The organism is Sphaerotilus sp. (assembly GCF_031429695.1).
Lineage (GTDB): Bacteria > Pseudomonadota > Gammaproteobacteria > Burkholderiales > Burkholderiaceae_C > Sphaerotilus.
The window spans coordinates 20,514-40,186 of sequence record NZ_JANPAB010000098.1; the positions used below are offsets into that span (position 1 = coordinate 20,514).

The 19,673-nt window shown below is 68.8% G+C and carries 20 protein-coding genes; 15 read left to right on the forward strand and 5 right to left on the reverse strand.

What is annotated here, in order from left to right:
- Positions 1-6 precede the first annotated feature (6 nt).
- From RMP06_RS18705 to RMP06_RS18715, 3 genes are all read right to left on the reverse strand, one after another.
- A complete protein-coding gene (locus RMP06_RS18705; RefSeq protein ID WP_310463309.1) occupies positions 7-990 on the reverse strand; it encodes an ABC transporter permease in 984 nt (327 codons plus the stop codon).
- A 72-nt stretch (positions 991-1,062) separates the two neighbouring features.
- Positions 1,063-1,749 (reverse strand): DUF3047 domain-containing protein, encoded by a 687-nt coding sequence (locus RMP06_RS18710; RefSeq protein WP_310463310.1) that lies wholly within the window; start codon positions 1,747-1,749, stop codon positions 1,063-1,065.
- A 153-nt stretch (positions 1,750-1,902) separates the two neighbouring features.
- Positions 1,903-2,883 carry a porin gene (locus tag RMP06_RS18715; protein ID WP_310463311.1) on the reverse strand — a complete coding sequence of 327 codons (981 nt, stop codon included), beginning with the start codon at positions 2,881-2,883 and terminating at the stop codon, positions 1,903-1,905.
- Between the two features lie 293 nt (positions 2,884-3,176).
- Here RMP06_RS18715 and coq7 point away from each other — a divergent pair, with 293 nt between their 5' ends.
- Entirely contained in the window at positions 3,177-3,824 is a 648-nt protein-coding gene (coq7, locus tag RMP06_RS18720; RefSeq protein WP_310463312.1) for a 2-polyprenyl-3-methyl-6-methoxy-1,4-benzoquinone monooxygenase, read from the forward strand.
- A gap of 15 nt (positions 3,825-3,839) precedes the next feature.
- Here coq7 and RMP06_RS18725 read toward each other — a convergent pair whose 3' ends face one another.
- Complete coding sequence (locus RMP06_RS18725) at positions 3,840-4,268, reverse strand: OsmC family protein (protein WP_310463313.1); 429 nt, start codon at positions 4,266-4,268, stop codon at positions 3,840-3,842.
- A 261-nt stretch (positions 4,269-4,529) separates the two neighbouring features.
- Here RMP06_RS18725 and ilvA point away from each other — a divergent pair, with 261 nt between their 5' ends.
- Both ilvA and RMP06_RS18735 read left to right on the forward strand, forming a co-directional pair.
- Positions 4,530-6,062, forward strand: a complete 1,533-nt coding sequence (gene ilvA, locus RMP06_RS18730) for a threonine ammonia-lyase, biosynthetic (protein ID WP_409050202.1) — start codon at positions 4,530-4,532, stop codon at positions 6,060-6,062.
- Positions 6,063-6,159: 97 nt separating this feature from the next.
- Positions 6,160-7,251 carry a nicotinate-nucleotide--dimethylbenzimidazole phosphoribosyltransferase gene (locus tag RMP06_RS18735; RefSeq protein ID WP_310463314.1) on the forward strand — a complete coding sequence of 364 codons (1,092 nt, stop codon included), beginning with the start codon at positions 6,160-6,162 and terminating at the stop codon, positions 7,249-7,251.
- A gap of 10 nt (positions 7,252-7,261) precedes the next feature.
- Here the strand turns inward: RMP06_RS18735 and RMP06_RS18740 are convergent, their stop codons facing one another.
- Positions 7,262-7,873, reverse strand: coding sequence for a type II secretion system protein N (locus RMP06_RS18740; RefSeq protein ID WP_310463315.1), 612 nt, complete (start codon positions 7,871-7,873; stop codon positions 7,262-7,264).
- Between the two features lie 58 nt (positions 7,874-7,931).
- Between RMP06_RS18740 and gspG the strand changes: the two genes are divergently transcribed.
- The 12 genes from gspG (at position 7,932) to RMP06_RS18800 (ending at position 19,670) form a co-directional block, all read left to right on the forward strand.
- A complete protein-coding gene (gene gspG, locus RMP06_RS18745) occupies positions 7,932-8,360 on the forward strand; it encodes a type II secretion system major pseudopilin GspG (RefSeq protein ID WP_310463316.1) in 429 nt (142 codons plus the stop codon).
- A gap of 4 nt (positions 8,361-8,364) precedes the next feature.
- Positions 8,365-8,865 (forward strand): pilus assembly FimT family protein, encoded by a 501-nt coding sequence (locus tag RMP06_RS18750; RefSeq protein WP_310463317.1) that lies wholly within the window; start codon positions 8,365-8,367, stop codon positions 8,863-8,865.
- Positions 8,846-9,223 carry a type II secretion system minor pseudopilin GspI gene (gene gspI, locus RMP06_RS18755; RefSeq protein WP_310463318.1) on the forward strand — a complete coding sequence of 126 codons (378 nt, stop codon included), beginning with the start codon at positions 8,846-8,848 and terminating at the stop codon, positions 9,221-9,223. The genes RMP06_RS18750 and gspI overlap by 20 nt, the downstream gene beginning before the upstream one ends.
- A gap of 20 nt (positions 9,224-9,243) precedes the next feature.
- Positions 9,244-9,978 (forward strand): PulJ/GspJ family protein, encoded by a 735-nt coding sequence (locus RMP06_RS18760; protein ID WP_310463319.1) that lies wholly within the window; start codon positions 9,244-9,246, stop codon positions 9,976-9,978.
- Positions 9,975-10,967, forward strand: coding sequence for a type II secretion system minor pseudopilin GspK (gspK, locus tag RMP06_RS18765; RefSeq protein WP_310463320.1), 993 nt, complete (start codon positions 9,975-9,977; stop codon positions 10,965-10,967). The genes RMP06_RS18760 and gspK overlap by 4 nt, the downstream gene beginning before the upstream one ends.
- A gap of 82 nt (positions 10,968-11,049) precedes the next feature.
- Positions 11,050-12,294 carry a type II secretion system protein GspL gene (gene gspL, locus RMP06_RS18770; RefSeq protein ID WP_310463321.1) on the forward strand — a complete coding sequence of 415 codons (1,245 nt, stop codon included), beginning with the start codon at positions 11,050-11,052 and terminating at the stop codon, positions 12,292-12,294.
- Entirely contained in the window at positions 12,291-12,815 is a 525-nt protein-coding gene (gspM, locus tag RMP06_RS18775) for a type II secretion system protein GspM (RefSeq protein ID WP_310463322.1), read from the forward strand. The genes gspL and gspM overlap by 4 nt, the downstream gene beginning before the upstream one ends.
- Before the next feature lie 16 nt (positions 12,816-12,831).
- Positions 12,832-13,740, forward strand: coding sequence for a type II secretion system protein N (gene gspN / locus RMP06_RS18780; protein WP_310463323.1), 909 nt, complete (start codon positions 12,832-12,834; stop codon positions 13,738-13,740).
- 2 nt (positions 13,741-13,742) lie between these two features.
- A complete protein-coding gene (gene gspD, locus RMP06_RS18785; RefSeq protein ID WP_310463324.1) occupies positions 13,743-15,917 on the forward strand; it encodes a type II secretion system secretin GspD in 2,175 nt (724 codons plus the stop codon).
- 2 nt (positions 15,918-15,919) lie between these two features.
- A complete protein-coding gene (gspE, locus tag RMP06_RS18790; RefSeq protein WP_310463325.1) occupies positions 15,920-17,335 on the forward strand; it encodes a type II secretion system ATPase GspE in 1,416 nt (471 codons plus the stop codon).
- Between the two features lie 18 nt (positions 17,336-17,353).
- Complete coding sequence (gene gspF / locus RMP06_RS18795) at positions 17,354-18,577, forward strand: type II secretion system inner membrane protein GspF (RefSeq protein ID WP_310463326.1); 1,224 nt, start codon at positions 17,354-17,356, stop codon at positions 18,575-18,577.
- A gap of 16 nt (positions 18,578-18,593) precedes the next feature.
- Positions 18,594-19,670 (forward strand): Gfo/Idh/MocA family protein, encoded by a 1,077-nt coding sequence (locus RMP06_RS18800; RefSeq protein ID WP_310463327.1) that lies wholly within the window; start codon positions 18,594-18,596, stop codon positions 19,668-19,670.
- The last annotated feature ends 3 nt before the right edge of the window (positions 19,671-19,673 follow it).

The following is a 19,673-nucleotide window of genomic DNA, read 5'->3' on the forward strand; positions in this document are numbered from 1 at the left end:
CCCCTTTCAGTGACCTGCCGGTGACGCAGCCACCCGCAAGCGTGGATCGACTGCCACATACAGCAGATCGACCACCATGTTGATCAACACAAAGATCAAGGCGATCAGACACAGGTACGCGGCCATCACCGGGATGTCGGCGAACTGCACGGCCTGGATGAACAGCAGCCCCATGCCGGGCCACTGGAACACGGTCTCGGTGATGATCGCGAAGGCAATCAGCGAGCCGAGTTGCAGGCCGGTGATGGTGATGACCGGCACCAAGGTGTTGCGTAGAGCGTGGCGAAAATGCACCACCCGGTCGCTCAAGCCGCGGGCACGGGCGAAGCGGATGTAGTCGGTGCGCAACACCTCCAGCATCTCCGCGCGCACGAGCCGCAGGATCAGCGTGAGCTGGAAAATGGACAGCGTGATGGCGGGCAACAGCAGGTGGCGCCAGCCATCGAGCGTGAGCAAGCCAGTCTGCCAGCCACCTAGCGCCACGAGTTCGCCGCGGCCGAAGCTGGGCAGCCAGTTCAGCCAGACCGCGAACACCAGAATGAGCAGGATGCCGATGAGGAAGGTCGGCAGTGACACTCCGAGCAGCGAAAACAGCATCACCGCCTGCGCCGACCAGCGTCCGCGCCGCAGGGCAGCGAACACCCCCATCGGAATCCCCACCAGCAGCGCCAGCACGGCGGCGACCAGCGCCAGCTCCAGCGTGGCCGGCAGCCGCTCGATGATCAGCGATGACACCTTGCGGCCCTGGCGCAGGCTCAGGCCGAAGTCGCCCTGTGCGGCCTGGGTGACGAAGCGAGCGAATTGCAGGGGGAAGGGGCGGTCGAGTCCGAGATCGGCGCGGAGCTGGGCGCGCTGCTCGGGGGTGGCGTCCTGGCCGACCATGGAGACGACCGGATCACCCACGTAGCGAAACAGCATGAAGGCGATCAAGGCCACGGAAAGCATCACCAAAGCGCCTTGGGCCAGTCGGCGAAGCAGAAAGACGGTCATCGGCGCAGCGTGCCAGCGCGATCACGGAATTGCAAGCAATGAAATCCCGCGAAAAAACGTACCGGAACCCGCTCAGCGCACCATCGCCGGGCCATAGCAGGCTTCGACCTGGGTTTGGGTGTTGTCGGCATCGGTCATGAAGGCCATGCCGATCAGCGCGCCCGGCGCTTCCCCAAAGGCGGCCAGGAAATCGGCCTGCGCATCCCGCTCATAGTGCCGCCAATGGCGCAGGCGCGTGGAACCGGATTCGACGACGATCTTGCGGATGCGGTCGGAGCGGCCGTTGGTGATGATGGTGCCGATGGGGGCGCTCGCATCCCAGACGTACATCAGGGTGGCATAGGGCGGTGGTTCACCGGTGAGCGTGTGGGCCAGCTCGAACAGCATCTGGTTGCGCGCTGACAAGCGCGAGGCGTCGCCATCGAAGGCCAGCACCAGGCGAGCGGCGGCGTCGTCCCGGTCGGTGTCGGCCACCGTCGCTTCGGGACTGAGCGTATCGACCCACCAGGAGAACTGGAGCTGGTGCCATGCGGCGGGCTCCAGCCGCAAGATCCGGCGCCAGAGGCTGGCCGAGCGGTTGGCCTTGGCCTGCGTACACCGCTGACCTGCGCGGGTGGCGGGGGTGTATTCGGTGGTGCGCTTGCCGGGCAGGTGTTGCGCCGACCAGGATTCAGCCGCCGGGGTAGTCGGGCCGGGTTCAACCGGCGGCGCAGTGGAGCAGCCCGTCAGCAACGCCGAAGCCAAACTGATCACAGCCACGCAAGCGATGGGGTTCACCAGACAGCCAGAGGAGGACATGCGTTGCCTGCCGGTAGAAAAGAGGTTGCGTGTTGGGGGTTTCCATAAAAAAAGCCACCTGAAGGTGGCTTTTTGAACTTGAGATCAAAACACCTGCTTGCGCAGGCATCGGGATCAGAAGGCGTGGATCACGCCGAAGTCGTAGGCGTTCTTTTCCGTGCCAGACGCGGTCGTGTTGACGCGGCTGAAGTCGGTGTACAGCTGGGTGCGCTTCGACAGGTCGTGGCGATAGCCAACCGATGCCTTCTTGACAGCAGCACCGGTACCGACCTTTTCCTGGGCATAGCCAGCCAGGAAGCTGCCAGCAGCGCCGACCTTGACCGTTGCGCCGATCAGAGCCTGCTTGACCTTGGCATTGGCAGTGTTGGTGCCGTCGCCGATGGCCAGAGCCAACTTGGCCGGACCGAAGGCGTAGGACACGCCGGCGGTGATCAGCTTGTCGTTGACGTTGCCCGGATTTTCGTAGCTGGCAGCCACCAGCAGGGGGCCGGCAGCGTACTGCGCAGCGACCGTGTAGGGACGCGCGGCGCTGGTCAGTTGCTCTTCAACGTCAGCAGCAATCTTCAGGCCACCGAAGGTGCCGTCGTAGCGGATCGAATCACCGCCACCACCGCCCAGACCAGCGGCAGCGCCGGTGGTCAGGGTGCCACGGCGAGCGCCGGTGCGCAGCGTGGCGACCGAGCCGGTCAAGCTGTTGTTGCGCAGGCCGCCAACGGAGTCACCGCCGAACGGGTCGAACGCGTTTTGCACCAGCGAGAAGGCTGCGGTGTACTGGCGACCCAGGTTGACGGTACCGAAAGCGCCACCCAGACCAACGGTCGAGTAGCCATTCCACATGCGGTCGCCAGCTTGGATGCCGGTGTCAGGGCTGAAGCGGTGTTCGAAACCGAACAGGGCCTTCATGCCACCGCCCAGATCTTCCACACCACGCAGGCCGACACGGCTGCCCGAACCGTCCATGACTTGCTTGTCGGTGGAGCCGGCGGTCTTGCCGACACCCAGGTCAACCTTGCCGTACAGCGTGACCGACGATTGAGCCGAAGCGGCACCAGCGAATGCGCCCAGAACGGCGAGAGCGAGCAGAGACTTCTTCATGCAAATATCTCCTAGGTTGAACTAGAGGGTCCTGCAGCGCGAGGTGTCGTCTCACGACACTGCCCGGACAGGCCGACCTCCTCAGCGGAAGCTGCCACTATTGCACCAGACCGGTTCGACCATTGCCAAGCGGGACTTCGTGAATAGGCACATTGCGTTGTCAGGGTGCAACAAGGCGTCGGATCTCCGGTCCAATCTGACACATCGATGTCGCTGGCCAGGCCACAGCGACTGCGACGGGGTTGATCTGGCTCGGCGTGCAGCGGCACGGCGAGCGCCTAAACTGCTTCACCATGAGAACGTTCACGCCGATTGATCGCCTGCTGTCCGTGGCCGACCAGAGCCTGCGCACCATCTGGGGGCACCACCACGCCCAGCGCCCGGTCCCGCGCCCCGAGTCTCCCGCGGGCGATCCGCTGCCCGAACTCGACGAGGCGGAGAAGCGCCTGTCAGGTGCGCTGATCCGGGTGGACCATGTCGGTGAGGTCTGCGCGCAGGCGCTGTACACGGCACAGGCCCTGGCCACCCGGGACGAGCCATTGCGTGCCCACCTCGAAGCCGCCTCGCAGGAGGAAACCGACCACCTGGCCTGGACCGAACAGCGCCTGCGCGAACTCGGCGCCCGGCCGTCGCTGCTCAATCCGCTCTGGTATGCCGGTGCCTTCGCCATCGGTACCATCGCTGCGAGACTGGGAGACCGCGCGAGTCTCGGCTTTGTCATCGAAACGGAGCGTCAGGTGGAGGAACACCTCGACAGCCACCTGGCGCGTCTGCCCGCTGGCGACCTCGCCTCACGCGCCATCGTCACGCAGATGCGTGACGACGAGATCCGGCACGCCGAAGCCGCCCAGCAGGCCGGCGGCGTTCGCCCGCCGCTGCCGGTGCGCTGGCTGATGCGCGCGGTCGCCAGGGTCATGACGACCACGGCACACCGGATCTGAGCCGACTCTCCCCGTTCAGACGGCCGTATCCACCACCTCGACCTGCAACTCGATTTCGGCCGTCTTCGCCAGCATCGCCGTGGCGGAGCAGTACTTGTCATACGACATCTGCACCGCGCGGCGCACAGCTGGCTCGGACAGCTTCATACCGCTGACGATGAACTGCATCACGATGCGGGTGAACACCTTTGGCTCGGTCTCTGCTCGGTCGGCATGGACCTTGACCTGGCAGCCCTGCACCTTGTGGCGCCCGCGCTGCAGGATCAGCACCACGTCGTACGCCGTGCAGGCGCCGGCCCCCGCGAGCAGCGTTTCCATCGGCCTCGGGGCAAGATTGCGGCCGCCACCCTCGGGCGCGCCGTCCATCATCAGCAGGTGCCCGCTCCCGGTTTCAGCCGAAAACGCCATGCCGGAAGCCGGCATCCAATTGATTGTGCAATCCATGATGCGTCGGAATCAGAAGAACAAGCCGGGATTGTGACTTGCTGACACCGAATTGACCCCAGCGCCTTCGTTGCGTCGCAGCATTCGGTTTGGTACACTTTCCAACAAGCAATTGGGACTGCCCCCTAGAACTTTTCCAACATCAGGCACTCCCAAGCAACGGTTGTCTCCTCCACCCTCCTCCATAGGTGGATTGAGCCCGAGGTGAAAACCTCGGGCTTTTTTTCGTCGCCACGACCGTCTTCAGCCCTGAAAACCACGATGTCCTCCGAGCGCCAGACCCTGCTGACCAGCTACCTCCAACGCATCCTGACCGCCAAGGTCTACGACGTGGCGCGCGAGACCGAGCTGGACCCCGCCCGCAGCCTCTCGGCGCGCCTGGGCAACCAGGTCCTGCTCAAGCGCGAGGACAACCAGCCCGTGTTCAGCTTCAAGCTGCGCGGGGCCTACAACAAGATGGCGCACCTGACTGCGGAGCAGCTCGCCCGCGGCGTCATCTGCGCCTCCGCTGGCAACCATGCGCAAGGTGTGGCGTTGAGCAGCAAGCGCCTGGGCTGCCGTGCAGTGATCGTGATGCCGGAAACCACGCCACAGGTGAAGGTGGATGCCGTGCGGGCGCTCGGCGGCGAGGTGGTGCTGGTCGGCGAGAGCTACAACGACGCCTATGACCACGCCATGAAGCTCGGTGCAGCCGAGGGCCTGACCTTCGTCCACCCGTTCGATGACCCGCATGTCATCGCCGGCCAGGGCACGATCGGCATGGAGATCCTGCGCCAGCACCAGGGGCCGATCGACGCGGTGTTCGTCGCCATCGGCGGTGGTGGGCTGATTTCGGGTGTGGCCGCCTACCTCAAGGCCGTGCGGCCAGAGATCAAGGTCATTGGCGTGCAGACGGTCGATTCGGACGCGATGCTGCAATCCGTGCGGGCCGGCCACCGGGTGCGCCTGAACGATGTCGGGCTGTTCGCCGATGGAACGGCCGTGAAGTTCGTCGGCGAAGAAACTTTCCGCATCGCCCGCGAACTGGTGGACGAGTTCATCGTGGTGGACACCGACGCGGTCTGTGCCGCGATGAAGGACGTGTTCCAGGACACCCGAGCGATCCTGGAACCGTCGGGCGCGCTGTCGGTCGCGGCGGTGAAGCAGTACGTGGCCCGGGAAGGCTGCACGGGCAAGACCTTCATCGCGATCACCTGCGGTGCCAACATGAACTTCGACCGCCTGCGTTTCGTCGCCGAACGGGCTGACGTAGGCGAGGAACGCGAGGCACTGTTCGCCGTGACGATCCCGGAGGAGCGTGGCTCGTTCAAGCGTTTCTGCGCGCTGATCGGCCCGCGCAGCGTCACCGAGTTCAACTACCGCATCAGCGGTGAGCGGCACGCCCACATCTTCGTGGGACTCAGCACGCGCACGCGTGGCGAATCGACCGAGATCGGCGCGCTGTTCGCCACCCAGGGCTTCGCCGCGCTCGACCTGACCCACGACGAGCTGGCCGGAGCCCACCTGCGGCACCTCGTCGGCGGTCGCTCGGACCTGGCGGTGAACGAGCGGCTGTTCCGCTTCGTCTTCCCCGAGCGGCCGGGCGCGCTGATGCGTTTCCTGTCGAGCATGCACCCGGACTGGAACATCAGCCTGTTCCACTACCGCAACCAGGGCGCCGACTTCGGCCGCATCCTCGTGGGCATCCAGGTGCCCGATTCGGACGAAGCGGCGTTCCAGCAGTTCCTGGACACGCTGGCCTATCCCTGCGTCGAAGAAACGGACAACCCGGTCTACCGGCTCTTCCTGCGCTGAAACGGCCGCCGGTGTGCCGGGCTTGTGCGCCGGATTTCACTGAATCCCCGCCAAGCCGTCCCGGTCGCGCGAGAGGGTACGCGCACAATCTCCGGCCATGCGCCCTGACTCCACGCCCCTGATCCCTTCGACGGCCCACCCCGCCTTGCAGGAGGCACTGCAGTTCAAGCTGCGGCGCCGGGTCAGCACGGCGGGGCACCTGGGCGAGCTGCTGCCACTGGCGATGCGCATCGGTCTGCTGCAGAACGCACTGCGCCCGCGCCTGCGCCAGCCCCAGCTGCTGCTCTTTGTCGGGGACCACGGCATCGCGGTCGATCTCAATCCGCCGCAGCACCTCAGCACCACCTCGCAGGTCCACGACGTGCTGGAGAACCGGGTGCCCTTGCCGCTGTTCGCCCACCAGCAGGGTCTGAGCGTGAGCGTGGTCGATGCCGGTCTGGCAACGCCTTTGCCGGTCGGCCCAGGGGTAATCTCCCGCAAGATCGCCCATGGCACACGCAACTGCCGCCTGACCGCCGCGATGTCGCTCGACCAGGTGAACTCCGCCATCCGCGCCGGCATGGAGATCGCACAGGCGCTGCCGGGCAATGTACTGGGCTGCGCCGGGCTTGGGGTGGGTGCGCGCGAGTCAGCCGCACTGGTCATCGCGCGGGTCACCGGGCGTCCGCTGCGTGACCTCGTCTACGCTGGCCCGCAGATGGACCGCGAAGAGCTGGAGCACACCATGGCCGTGCTGCAGACGGCCCTGAACCGGCACGGCCTGATCGAGGATCCCGTGCAGGCGCTGGCCACCTTCGGTGGTTTCGAGATGGCGATGATGGTCGGCGCCATGCTCAAGGCAGCCGAGCAGCGGCATCTGATCCTCGTGGATGGCCTGCCCGCGTGCGCGGCCTTGCTCATTGCGACCCACATCGCCGGGCCGGTGATCGACTACTGCCTGTTCTGCCGCAGTACGGACCACCATGGGCTCGACACCGTGCTGGCCGGTTTCGAGAGCACCGCATTGCTCGCACTCGGGCTGGAGAGCCTGGACGGCACGGGCATTGCGCTGAGCTGGCCCCTGGTGCGGGCTGCCGCTGCGTTGCTGACGGATGTGGTCGATCCTGTGGAGCCACTGCCGCCAAACAGCGAACCCGAGCAGACCACGCCGTCCGACGACATCGGCCGCGAGTTCATCCACATGCCGTGACGTTGGTGTGTCAGCGGGCCTGGTTCGGATCGACCACGCCGCCGGTGACGCTGCCAGCCTGGTCAGCGACCGGGTCCTGCTGGAGAGGGGGTTGCATCGGCGGCGGCATCTGGACCTGCCCGGACGGCGCCGGCAGTCCTGTCCCCGGTGGCCGCACACCGCCCCCGACCGCAGCGCCCGGCAACGTGCCAGTGGCGGGCGGTGGCAATTGAGGCAGCTCCAGCGTGAGCAGTGCGGCAGCGCCTGCCGGACCGAGGCTCACGCCCTTGGCGGTCACGCCCTGCAGCACCCATTGCCCATCCACGGACGCACCCAGCCGCACGACACGGGCAGGCTGGTCATCGACCGAAAGTACCGCCCAGCTAGGGCCCGCTCCCGTGGAGGCCACAGCGCCGACGAGCTTGAAACGCGCCGCGGCCGCAGGCGGCGGTGCCACGGCATCCCCCACAGGCGCCACGGCCCCCAGCAGGCGCAGCACATCGCCCCGCACCGCCTGGTCGATCGCCACGGTCTGCACCTGGGTCGGCACCGCGCCGGGGCGCGCGAACAGGCGCAAGCCCCAGAACACCAGACTGCCCGCGAGAGCCGCCCACACCAACCATGCTGTCCAACGTGCTGCCATGGGGGCGGATTATGATCGACGGCCCCGCTGCTCTCAGTGCCCTTCGGATCCCACATTCATGAAATCCTTGCGACACGCCGCCCAGCGCGGCTTCACCTTGATCGAGCTGATGGTGGTGCTGGTGATCATCGGCGTGCTGGCGTCCCTGATCGTGCCGAGCGTGCTCGACCGGGTGGACGAGGCCAAGGTCACTGCCGCCCGCACCGATGTCAACAGCCTGATGGAAGCCCTGAAACGCTACCGGCTCGACAACCAGCGTTACCCGACCAGCGAACAAGGTCTGCAGGCACTGGTCGCCAAGCCGGCCACCGGCCCGATCCCGCCGAACTGGAAACCCACGCTGGACAAGCTGCCCAATGACCCCTGGGGACGTGCGTACCAGTTTGCCAATCCTGGCGTGAAAGGCCCGATCGACGTGTTCAGCTACGGCGCAGACGGACAGGCCGGCGGCGAGGGCAAGGACGCGGACGTCGGATCCTGGCAGTGATCCGGTGAACCAACCGGTGCTGCGCGCCCGCGGATTCACCCTGCTGGAGCTGATGGTGGTGGTCGCCATCATCGCGCTGGCCAGTGCGGCTGTGACGCTGGCCCTGCCGGACACGGCCAGCACGCGGCTGGAACGCGAGGCCACCCGCTTGATCGCCATCCTCGAAACCGCGCGGGTCCAGGCGCGCTCGCTCGGCACCCCCGTCCGCTGGATCCCCGGCCGGCCCCGCCAGACCGCCAGCGACAGCCCCGACCAGCCCGCCCCGGACTTCCACTTCACCGGCCTGCCCGAGGGCCACGGCCTGCCCGAACGCTGGTCCGACACCGAACTGGCCGGCAAGATCGGCGTGGTGCTGCCGGCGGGACAGAACGGCCTGGTGCTCGGCCCCGAGCCGGTGATTCCGCCGCAGACCCTGACCCTGCAGCTCGACGACAAGCGCCTGCGCCTGTCCACCGATGGTTTGAGCGCCTTCGCGGTGATTGCCGATGCCCCCGCACCGCAGTGACACGGGCCAGCGGGGCCTGACGCTGATCGAGGTGCTGGTCGCGCTGGCGATCGTCGCCATCACGCTGGCGGCCGGCATCAAGGCCGCCGGTGCGCTGACGGGCAACACCCAGCGGCTGGCCGACACGCTGGCTGGTCAATGGTGTGCCGACAACTACCTCACCCGGCTGCGGCTGGAGCGGCAGTTGCCACCGGTCGGTGACAGCGAATTCAGCTGCGAACAGGTCGGCCAGACCTACCTGGGCCGCGTGGCGGTCCGCCCGACACCGAACCCGCTCTTCCGCCGCATCGACGTCCACATGCTCGACCTCGAAGGCCAGCACCTGCTGCTCTACACCACCGTGATGTCCCGTCTCTGAGTCGCCCAGCTTCGATGCGCATGCCCCAGTCCGTCACTCCCTCCCGCCCCGCCCGCTTCGGAGGCTTCACCCTGATCGAGGTGATGGTGGCGCTGTTCATCCTGGCGCTGATGTCGGCCATGGCGTGGCAGGGCGTGGACGCCATCGCCCGCAGCCGCGAATCCACCCAGTTGCGCATGGACCGGCTGCTGCGCCTGCAGACGGTGCTCGCCCAGTGGGAAGCCGACGTGCACGAGGTGATCGACACCCAGGTGGTGCCGGGGCTGAACTTTGACGGCGCGACGCTGCGCCTCACGCGCCGCCAGCCCGAGGGCGTGCAGGTGGTGGCCTGGACCCTGCGCAGCGGCACCCTCTACCGCTGGAGCGCCCCCACCTCGAACGCACTCGACACGCTGCAGGATGGCTGGATGCGCAGCTACCAGCTGCTCGGCAACGAACCCGGCACGCTGGCCATGCTGGAGAACATCGCGCAGTGGCAGCTCTTCGTCTTCCTGACCAGCAGCAACGGCTGGAGCAATGCCCAGTCCAGCGGCGACGTCGCCCAGGCGCCACCCGCGCCGGTCGATCCGCCGCCGCCGGAGCCGGGTGCGTCCGGCCCTGGCAACGACAACGGCAACGGTGTGGTCAGCGTCGCGCCGCCGGTCGCGGTCAACCACGATGCATTGCCCGATGGGCTGCGCATGGTGATCGGCTTCGCGCCAGGCGGGGCGGCCGACGGCACGCTGACCCGCGAGGTGAGGCTGATCCACCCATGACGCGGCCTGCAACCTCACGGCGCCAGCGCGGCGCCGCCCTGCTCACCGCGATGCTCATCGTCACCGTCGTGGCGACGCTCGCCTCCGGCATGGTCTGGCAACAGTGGCGCGCGTTGCAGGTAGAAGCGGCCGAGCGGGCGCAGACCCAGTCGCAATGGGTGCTGCAGGGCGCGCTCGACTGGACCCGCATGATCCTGCGCGAGGACGCCCGCGAAGGCGGCGCCGACCACCTCGGCGAGCCGTGGGCCGCCCCGCTGGCCGAGGCCCGGCTGTCCACCTTCCTCGCCGCCGACACATCGATGGCCGGGGACGCACCGGACGCTTTCCTGTCCGGCCGCATCGAGGACGCCCAGTCGCGCTACAACCTGCGCAACCTCATCCAGCAGGGCAAGGTCAGCCGCAGCGAGCTGCAGACGCTGGAGCGGCTGTGCGGCTTCCTCGGCCTGAACGGCGACGTGGCACCGCGGCTGGCCGAGGCGCTGCGCCGCGCCACGCCGGGCAGCGCCACCGAAGCCGCCCCGGACTCCGGCGCCAGCATCGGCACCGCGACCCTGCCGCTCATGCCCACCTCGGTCGAGGACCTCGGCTGGCTGGGGCTGGACGCCGCCACGGTCCTGCGCCTCAAACCCTACGTCGTGCTGCTGCCACGCGAAACGCCCGTCAACCTGAACACGGCGCCCAAGGAGGTCATCGCCGCCGTGCTGCCAGGCATCGACCTGGCCAGCGCCGAACGGCTGGTGCAATCGCGGCTGCGCGAGCATCTGAAAAGCCCGGCGGACGCCAAGGCCGTGCTGGGCGAACGTGCGTTGACCGACGCGCGGCGGGTGAGCGTCAACACCAATTACTTCATCGTCTATGGCGCGTTGCGGCTGGACCAGGTGACCGTCGCCCAGCGTTCGCTGCTGGAGCGCAACGGGCGCGAGGTGCGCACCCTGTCCACCCAGCGCATGCGCGACCTGAGCGAGCTGGAAAGTGTGCTGCAGCGATGAGCGCAGTCCGCGGGATCGGCCACCTCTCACGGTTCGTCCACCGACCCGCACCTACAATCGGCCAGACACGTCACCCCCATCCATGAGCCTGCTCGTCCTCCAATTGCCCACCCGCACCCGGCTGCATCCGCAGGCCCGTGTGTCCGCGCAGGCACCGGGTGTCCGGGCCGAGCTGGCCTTCGTGCTCAGCCCGGACGGGCAGTCGATCCAGTCCGAAGGGCAGTGCGCCCCGCCGCTGCTGCCCAAGGCCACCGCCGTGGTGGCGGTACTGGGTCCGGCCGATGTCGCCTTCCACCGCCTGACGTGCCCGAAAGCCCCGGCCACCCGCCTGCGCGCGGCGCTCGCCGGGATGCTGGAAGAGCAGGTGCTCGACGAGGTGGACCAGCTCCACCTGAGCCTGGCACCGGATGCCCGCCCCGGCGAGGACACCTGGGTCGCCGCGATCGACCGGGCCTGGCTGACGGGCGAACTGGCGGCGCTGGAGAGCGCCGGCGTGGTGGTGGACCGGGTGGTGCCTGGGTTGTGGCCCGACGCGCAGGCACACGGGCATTTCCATGTGCCCCTCGATGACGACAAACCCAAGACGCTGCTGACCTGGGCCGATGCGCAGGGCGTGAGCACCTGGCCGCTGCAGGGCAGCCTGTCACGCGGCCTGCTGCCTGAACCACTGGCCGACAACACGCTGTGGACCGCCGATCCGGCCGCCGCTGCACCGGCCGAACGCTGGCTGGGCCAGCCAGTGCAAGTGCTCAGCGCCGCCGCGCGCCTGCTGGCTTCGGCACAGAGTGGCTGGAACCTGCGCCAGTTCGAGCTGGCCGCGCGCCACCGCGGGCTGGCGCTGCTGCGCGACGCCGGCAAGCAGTTCCTCACGCCAGGCTGGCGGCCAGTCCGCCTCGGGCTGATCGGGCTGGCACTGGCGCATCTGGTCGGCCTCAACGCCTGGGCCTGGATGCAGCGCAGCGAACTGCAGACGCGCCGCACCGCAGTCGCCAACCTCCTGCGCACCACGCACCCGCAGGTGCGCGCCGTGCTGGACGCGCCACTGCAGATGGCCCGCGAGAACGAATTGCTGCGCGCCAGCGCCGGCCGCCCCGGCGACACCGACCTGGAGCCGCTGCTGCAGGCCGCTGCCAGCGTCTGGCCCGACGGCCGCCCGCCCCAGGTGCTGCGCTACGAAAACGGTCGCCTCTCGCTGGGCGCGCCGGGCGTGGGTGCGGCCGAGCTGGCGCAGATACGCGCCACGCTGGAGCCGGCTGGCTGGATGGTCGAGAACGCCGACAACCAGATCACCCTGAGCCGCCCGACCGCCGCTGGAGCCACCCGATGAAGCCCGCCCTGTCGCGCTCCGCCGCACTGCAACAGCAACTCGCCCCCCTGCAACAGCGTTGGCAAACCTTGGCGCCACGCGAGCAGCTCGGCGCCACGCTGGGGCTGGGGCTGCTGCTGGTGTTCCTGGTCTGGAGCTTCGGCGTGCAGCCTGCCCTCAAGACCCTGCGTACCGCGCCTGCGCAGCAGGCCACGCTCGACGCCCAGTTCGTCCAGATGCAACGCCTGGCCACCGAGGCCGGCGAGTTGCGCGCCTTGCCGCCCGTCGATCCCGCCCAGGCGGACGCCGCACTGCAATCGGCCACCGAACGCCTGGGCGCCGCGGCCCGCCTGCAACGCAGCGGCGAGCGCGTGAACGTCACCTTCACCAGCGTCGAGCCGGCCGCGATGATGGCGTGGCTGGCCGAAGTGCGCGCTGCCGCACGGGTCCGCGTGCTCGAAGCCCAGCTCGGCCGCACGGGCAAGGGCTACAGCGGCAGTCTCGTGCTGACGCTGCCGCCCCCTGCGCCGACACCGCGCTAACAGGAGCCGAGTCCCCATGGCCCTCCCCGGCATTCCCTGGCGCCCGACCTACCAGCCCTCGGCCCATCCGTCGATCTTCGGCAGCACCAGCCGCAAGGCCGCCAGCCACGGCTGGGTGGCGCAAGCGCGCGCCAGCCGGCGCTGGGCCGTGGTCGGCGCCATCGTCGGCGCGCTGATCGCCCTCGTCGTCTTCGCCCCCGCGCACTGGCTGGCCCAGGCTGTCGCCACCGCCACGCAACAGCGTGTGCTGCTGGCCAACGCACAAGGCACGGTCTGGTCTGGCGACGCAGTGCTGATTCTCGGCGCCGGTGCCGGCAGCCGCGACGCCCGTGCCCTGCCCGGCCGCATCCGCTGGACACTGCGCCCGACTGGCACCGCCGTGCGTCTGGCGCTGCAGCACGACTGCTGCCTCAACGGCGAACAGTTGCTGCTGGTGCGCCCTGGCCTCGGGCAGGTGCAGGTGGCGGTACAACCCAGTCGGGCCGACCAGGGCGACTGGGTCGGGCAGTGGCCAGCGGCGTGGCTGGTCGGCCTCGGCACACCGTGGAACACCCTGCGCCCCGGTGGCGCGCTGCGGCTGACCACGCAGGCCCTGTCGCTGCGCTGGGCACAAGGCCGCTTCGCGATGGCCGGCAGCGCGGGGCTGGAGCTACGCGACTTCTCTTCCCGCCTGACCACGCTGCCCCGTCTGGGCAGCTACCGGGTCACGCTCAGCGGCGACCCTGCCCAGGCCGGCACCGCCATGGTGACGCTGGACACGCTCGACGGTGCCCTGCGGCTCAGTGGCACCGGCAGCTGGAGCCAGGGCGGACTGCGCCTGCGCGGCGAGGCCACCGCCACCGACGCCGACCGCCCCGCCCTGAACAACCTGCTCAACATCATCGGACGGCGCCAAGGCGCGCGCTCCCTGCTCACGATCGGATGACCATGACGCTGTGCCCACGTCCCTCCGCCCCGCGCCGCGTGCTCGCCGCGGCGCTGGCCGGCACCCTGGCCCTCGGCCACCTCGCGCCGCTGCAGGCGCAGCAGTCACGCCGCGCCACAGCACCCGCCACGGCCAAGGTGACGGTGAACTTCGTCAACGCCGACATCGAAGCGGTGTCGCGGGCCATGGCGGCCATCGTCAAGCGCCAGATCCTGGTCGACCCGCGGGTGCGCGGCCAGATGACGCTCTACAGCGAACAGCCGCTGACCGAGCGCGAAGCGTTCCTGAATTACCTTTCCGTGCTGCGCGGACTGGGCTTCACGGTGGTGGACGTGGCCGGACTGCTCAAGGTCGTGCCCGAGGCCGAGGCCAAGCTGCAGACGGGCACCGTCTCGGTCGGCAACGTCATGCGCTCCGGCGACCAGATCCTCACGCAGGTCTTCCCGCTCAAGCACGAGAACGTCAACAACCTCGTGACCGTGCTGCGCCCGCTGATCACGCCCAACAACACCATCAACGCCAACCCCGGCAACAACACGCTGGTCATCACCGACTACGCCGACAACCTGCAGCGCCTGGCCCGCATCATCGCCGCGCTGGACACACCGGCAGCCACCGACGTCGAGGTCATCCCGATCAAGAACGGCTCGGCGTCCGACCTTGCACCGATGGTCCAGCGTTTCGCCGACTCTTCGTCCGGCGGCACACCCGGCGCCCCGGCGGCGATGGCCGGCGGCGTGTCGATCATCGCGGACCCGCGCACCAACTCGCTGCTGGTGCGGGCGCCCAACGCGGCGCGGCTGGCCGTCGTGCGCGGCGTGATCGACAAGCTCGACCGGCCTGGTCCGACGGGCGGCCCCGCCGGCAACATCTACGTCGTCTACCTGAAGAACGCTGACGCGACCCGGCTCGCCGCCGTGCTGCGCGCCGCCTATGGCGCGGGTGGCAGCGGCACGTCGGGCGGCAGCACTGGCGGTGCCAGCACGGGCCTGGGCGCGACATCCGCCAACAGCGGCGGTGGCATGGCTGCAGCCATCGGCGGCCAGGGCGGCTCCGGCGCTTCGGCGCAATCGACCACGCCGGTCAGCGCCTCGGCCAGCCCATCCACGGGTGGTTTCGTGCAGGCCGATCCGGCCACCAACGCACTGATCATCACCGCCCCCGAGCCGATCTACCGCCAGCTCCGCGCCGTCATCGACCAGCTCGACGCCCGCCGTGCGCAGGTCTATGTCGAGTCGATGATCGTCAAGATGGACGCCAGCCAGGCGGCCGAGTTCGGCTTCCAGTGGCAGGGGCTGCTGGGCAAGAGCGGCGACAAGTACGGCGTGATCGCCGGCACCAACTACAGCTCGACCAGCGGCGCCGGCTCCAACCTCGTCACGCTGTCGCAATCGACCACCAGCACCGGCGTCAATCTGGGTGCTGGCCTGAACGTCGGCCTGATCCAGGCGCTCAACGGCATCTACACGCTCGGCGCGCTGGCGCGTTTCCTGGAAAGCAGCACCGGCGCCAACATCCTCTCGACCCCGAATCTGGTCGCCCTCGACAACGAGGAAGCCAAGATCGTCATCGGCCAGAACGTGCCCTTCATCACCGGCAGCTTCACCAACACCGGCACGGGCAATGGCTCGGCCAACCCCTTCCAGACCATCGAACGCAAGGACGTGGGCCTGACGCTGCGCATCAAGCCGCAGATCGGCGAGAACGGCACCGTGCGGATGCAGATCTACCAGGAGAACTCCAGCGTCATCGCCGGCACGACTTCGTCCAGCGCTGGTCCTTCGACCGAGAAGAGTTCGATCGAGACTTCGGTGGTGGTCGATGACGGCCAGATCATGGTGCTGGGCGGGCTGCTGAAGGATGAATACGCCGACGGCGAAGACCGTGTGCCGGGGCTGGCCAGCATCCCGCTGCTGGGCAACCTGTTCAAGGCGCAGAACCGCAAGCGCATCAAGACCAACCTGCTGGTCTTCCTGCGCCCGGTGGTGATGCGCACGCAGGAGGATGCCAACGCGCTGACCTTCGACCGCTACGAGTTGATCCGCGCCCGCCAGCAGGACGGCCAGCCCAAGCCCTCGGCGGTGCTCGGCATCAACGAGGCACCGGTGTTGCCCGAACTGCGCCGCGGCGAACGGGCCACGCCGACCGCGCCCTCTGCCTCGACTCCGGGCCGCTGAACGTGCGCCATCCCCTGCCCTACGCCTGGGCCAAGGCCCAGCGCCTGCTGCTCGAAGACGATGGCGACCGCCTGGTGCTGTGGGCCGACGCCGAGGCCCCGCGTGCTGCGCTGGCCGAGGTGCTGCGCCTGCACGCGGTGGACGCCATCGAGCGCGAAGCCCCCGAACGCCTCGCCCAGCGCATCGCCCAAGCCTATGCCGGCGGTGAATCCAGTGCCGCAGCGGTGGTCGGCGAGGTGGAAAGCGCCGTCGACCTGAGCCGGATGATGCAGGACCTGCCCGCCGTGGAAGACCTGCTCGAAGCCGCCAACGACGCGCCGATCATCCGCATGCTCAACGCGCTGCTGACGCAGGCAGCCAAGGACGGCGCGAGCGACATCCACATCGAGCCGTATGAACGCTCATCGGCGGTGCGCTTCCGCGTGGACGGCACGCTGCGCGAGGTGGTGCAGCCGAACAAGGCGCTGCACGCGGCGCTGATCAGCCGGCTGAAGATCATGGCCGAGCTGGACATCGCCGAGAAGCGCCTGCCGCAGGACGGCCGCATCTCCTTGCGCATCGGTGGCCGCGCCATCGACGTGCGGGTCTCGACGCTGCCGAGCGTGCATGGCGAGCGGGCCGTGCTGCGCCTGCTGGACAAGGGCGAGGCGAAATTCTCGCTGCCGGGTCTGGGGATGCAGGGCGACACCTACACGCGCTTCTCCGCCCGCATCCAGCAGCCGCACGGCATCGTGCTGGTCACTGGCCCGACCGGCTCGGGCAAGACCACCACGCTCTACGCTGCGCTTGGCCAGGTGGACACCAGCACCACCAACGTGCTGACCGTGGAAGACCCGGTGGAGTACGAACTCGCGGGCATCGGGCAAACGCAGGTCAACGCCAAGATTGATCTGACCTTTGCGAAGGCGCTGCGGGCGATCCTGCGGCAAGACCCGGACGTGATCATGATCGGCGAGATCCGCGACCACGAGACGGCGCAGATCGCCGTGCAGGCCTCGCTGACCGGCCACCTCGTGCTCGCCACGCTGCACACCAACGACGCGCCGAGTGCGGTCACGCGGCTGACGGACATGGGGATCGAACCGTTCCTGCTGAGTTCGTCGCTGCTGGGCGTGCTTGCGCAGCGGCTGGTGCGCAAGCTCTGCACGACCTGCAAGCGCCCGGGCGAGGACGGCCGCTGGCACCCGGTCGGTTGCGACGCCTGCGGCCACAGCGGCTACAAGGGCCGCACGGGGGTTTATGAGCTGATGGTGGTCGATGACGCCGTGCGTGCCCTGATCCACAGCCGTGCCAGCGAGGCCGAACTCATCGCCGCGGCCCGTGCCGGCGGCCTGCGCTCGATGCGCGAGGACGGCGAGCGGCTGGTGGCGACCGGCATCACATCGCTGGAAGAGCTGATGCGCGTGACCCGCGACTGACCCCGACACACCGCACCCATGCCCGCCTACCGATACGAAGCCCTCGACGCCGCTGGCAAGACCCAGACCGGGTTGCTTGACGGCGACAACGCCAAGGCGGTGCGCTCGCAACTGCGGGCGCGGGCGCTGGTGCCGCTGGACGTGCAGCCGGTCGCCTCGGAAGCGGCGGCCACGGCGGCGGCGGGCGGCTCGATGATGCGGCGGCGGGTGTTTTCGGCGACGACGCTGGCGATCTGGACCCGCCAGCTCGCCGGGCTGGTCGGCGCCGGCCTGCCGCTGGAGCGGGCCTTGACCGCACTCGCCGACGAAGCCGAAGACCCCCGCCAGCGCGACCTGCTCGCCCACCTGCGCGCCGAGGTCAACGGCGGCGCGCCCTTCGCCCAGTCACTGGGCAGTGCTCCGCGTGAATTCGACGATGTCTACCGCGCCGTCGTGGCCGCGGGCGAACAGAGTGGCCAGCTCGGCCGGGTGCTGGAGAAGCTCGCCGACGATCTGGAGGAACGCCAGACGCTCAAGTCGCGGCTGGTCGGTGCGACGCTCTACCCGGCCATCGTGTCGGTGGTGGCGATCGTCATCGTCATCTTCCTCGTCACCTACGTCGTGCCGCAGGTCGCGCAGGTGTTCGCGGGCAGCAAGAAAGCACTGCCCTTTCTCACCAGCGCGATGCTGGCGCTGAGCGCGTTTCTGCGCCACTGGGGCTGGGCGCTGCTGCTGGCGCTGATCGGCGCAGGCGGGCTGCTGGTGGTCGCCAGGCGCAATGAAGCCACCCGCGAGCGGCTCGACGCGATGGTGCTGACACTGCCGATCGTCGGCCGGCTGGCGCGCAGCTACAACGCCGCGCGCTTCGCCGGCACGCTGGCGATGCTGGCGGGCTCGGGCGTGCCGATCCTGAAAGCCTTGCAGGCGGCGGCCGAAACGCTGTCCAACCGCGCCATGCGGGCCGACGCGCTGGCCGCGCTGGTGCAGGTGCGGGAAGGCGCGCCGCTGGCCTCGGCGCTGTCGTCGAAGAAACGTTTCCCCGGGCTGCTGTCGATGTTCGCCCGCCTGGGCGAGCAGACCGGCGAGCTGCCGGTGATGCTGCAGCGCGCCGCCACCCAGCTCGGCGCCGAGGTCCAGCGCCGCGCCATGCAGATGGCCACCATCCTGGAGCCACTGCTGATCGTGGTGATGGGCGCGATGGTGATGGTGATCGTGCTGGCGGTGCTGCTGCCGATCATCCAGCTCAATACCTTCGTCAAGTAGTCCGGAAAGCCCCTCCATGCCCCAGAAAGAAACCCGTCTGTTGCGCGTCGGCGTGCTGGGTTGCGGACCGATCGCCCAGGCCGCGCATTTCGAGAGCTGCACCAAGGCCCGCAACGCCGAGCTGTACGCCCTCTGCGACGTGGCCGACGACCTGCGCGAGCGCATGGCCTGGACCCACCAGCCACGGCGCAGCTACGCCGACTACGACGCCATGCTGGCCGACCCGGAGCTGGAGGCGGTGATCGTCGCCACCTCGGACGCCTTCCACGTCCCGGCGTCGATCAAGGCCCTGCAGGCCGGCAAGCACGTGCTGTCCGAGAAGCCGCTGGGCGTGACGGTCGAGGAAACCGAGGCGCTGCAACGCGCCGTGGCCCAGAGCGGCAAGGTGCTGCAGGTCGGCCACATGAAGCGTTTCGACGCCGGCCTGCAGGCCGCAAAGTCCTTCATCGACACCGAGATGGGCGAGATGCTGGCGATCAAGGTCTGGTACTGCGACTCCACCCACCGCTACCCGATGACCGACGCGGTGCAGCCGCTGATGGTCACCAGCGCCGCGCGCAGGAAGCCGGCCGTGGACCCCAAGGCCGACATGCGCCGCTACCTGATGCTGGCGCACGGCTGCCACCTGGTGGACACCGCGCGTTATCTGGCCGGCGACATCGTGTCGGTGCGGGCGCGCCTGTCCGAGCGGTTTGGCGCCCGCTGCTGGTTCGTCGAGACCGAGTTCGCCAACGGCACCCTCGGCCACCTCGACCTGACCGTCGCCGTGCGCATGGACTGGCACGAGGGCTTCCAGATCTACGGCCAGCACGGCAGCGTGCTTGGCAAGACCTGGAACCCCTGGTACTACAAGAGCAGCGACGTAGATGTCTTCCACGAGCGCGACGGCACCACGCGCCGCGTGCTCGGCGCGGATGGGCACTTCTATCGCCGCCAGCTCGAAGGCTTCGCCGATGTGGTGCTGCACGGCGCGCCGATGACCGGGGCCGACGTGAACGACGGCATCGCGTCGGTGCGGGCGATGGTGGCGATTGCCCGCAGCGCCGAGAGCGGGCAGTCGGTGCGACTGGCCGATGTGGACGGCGGACTGTGAGGC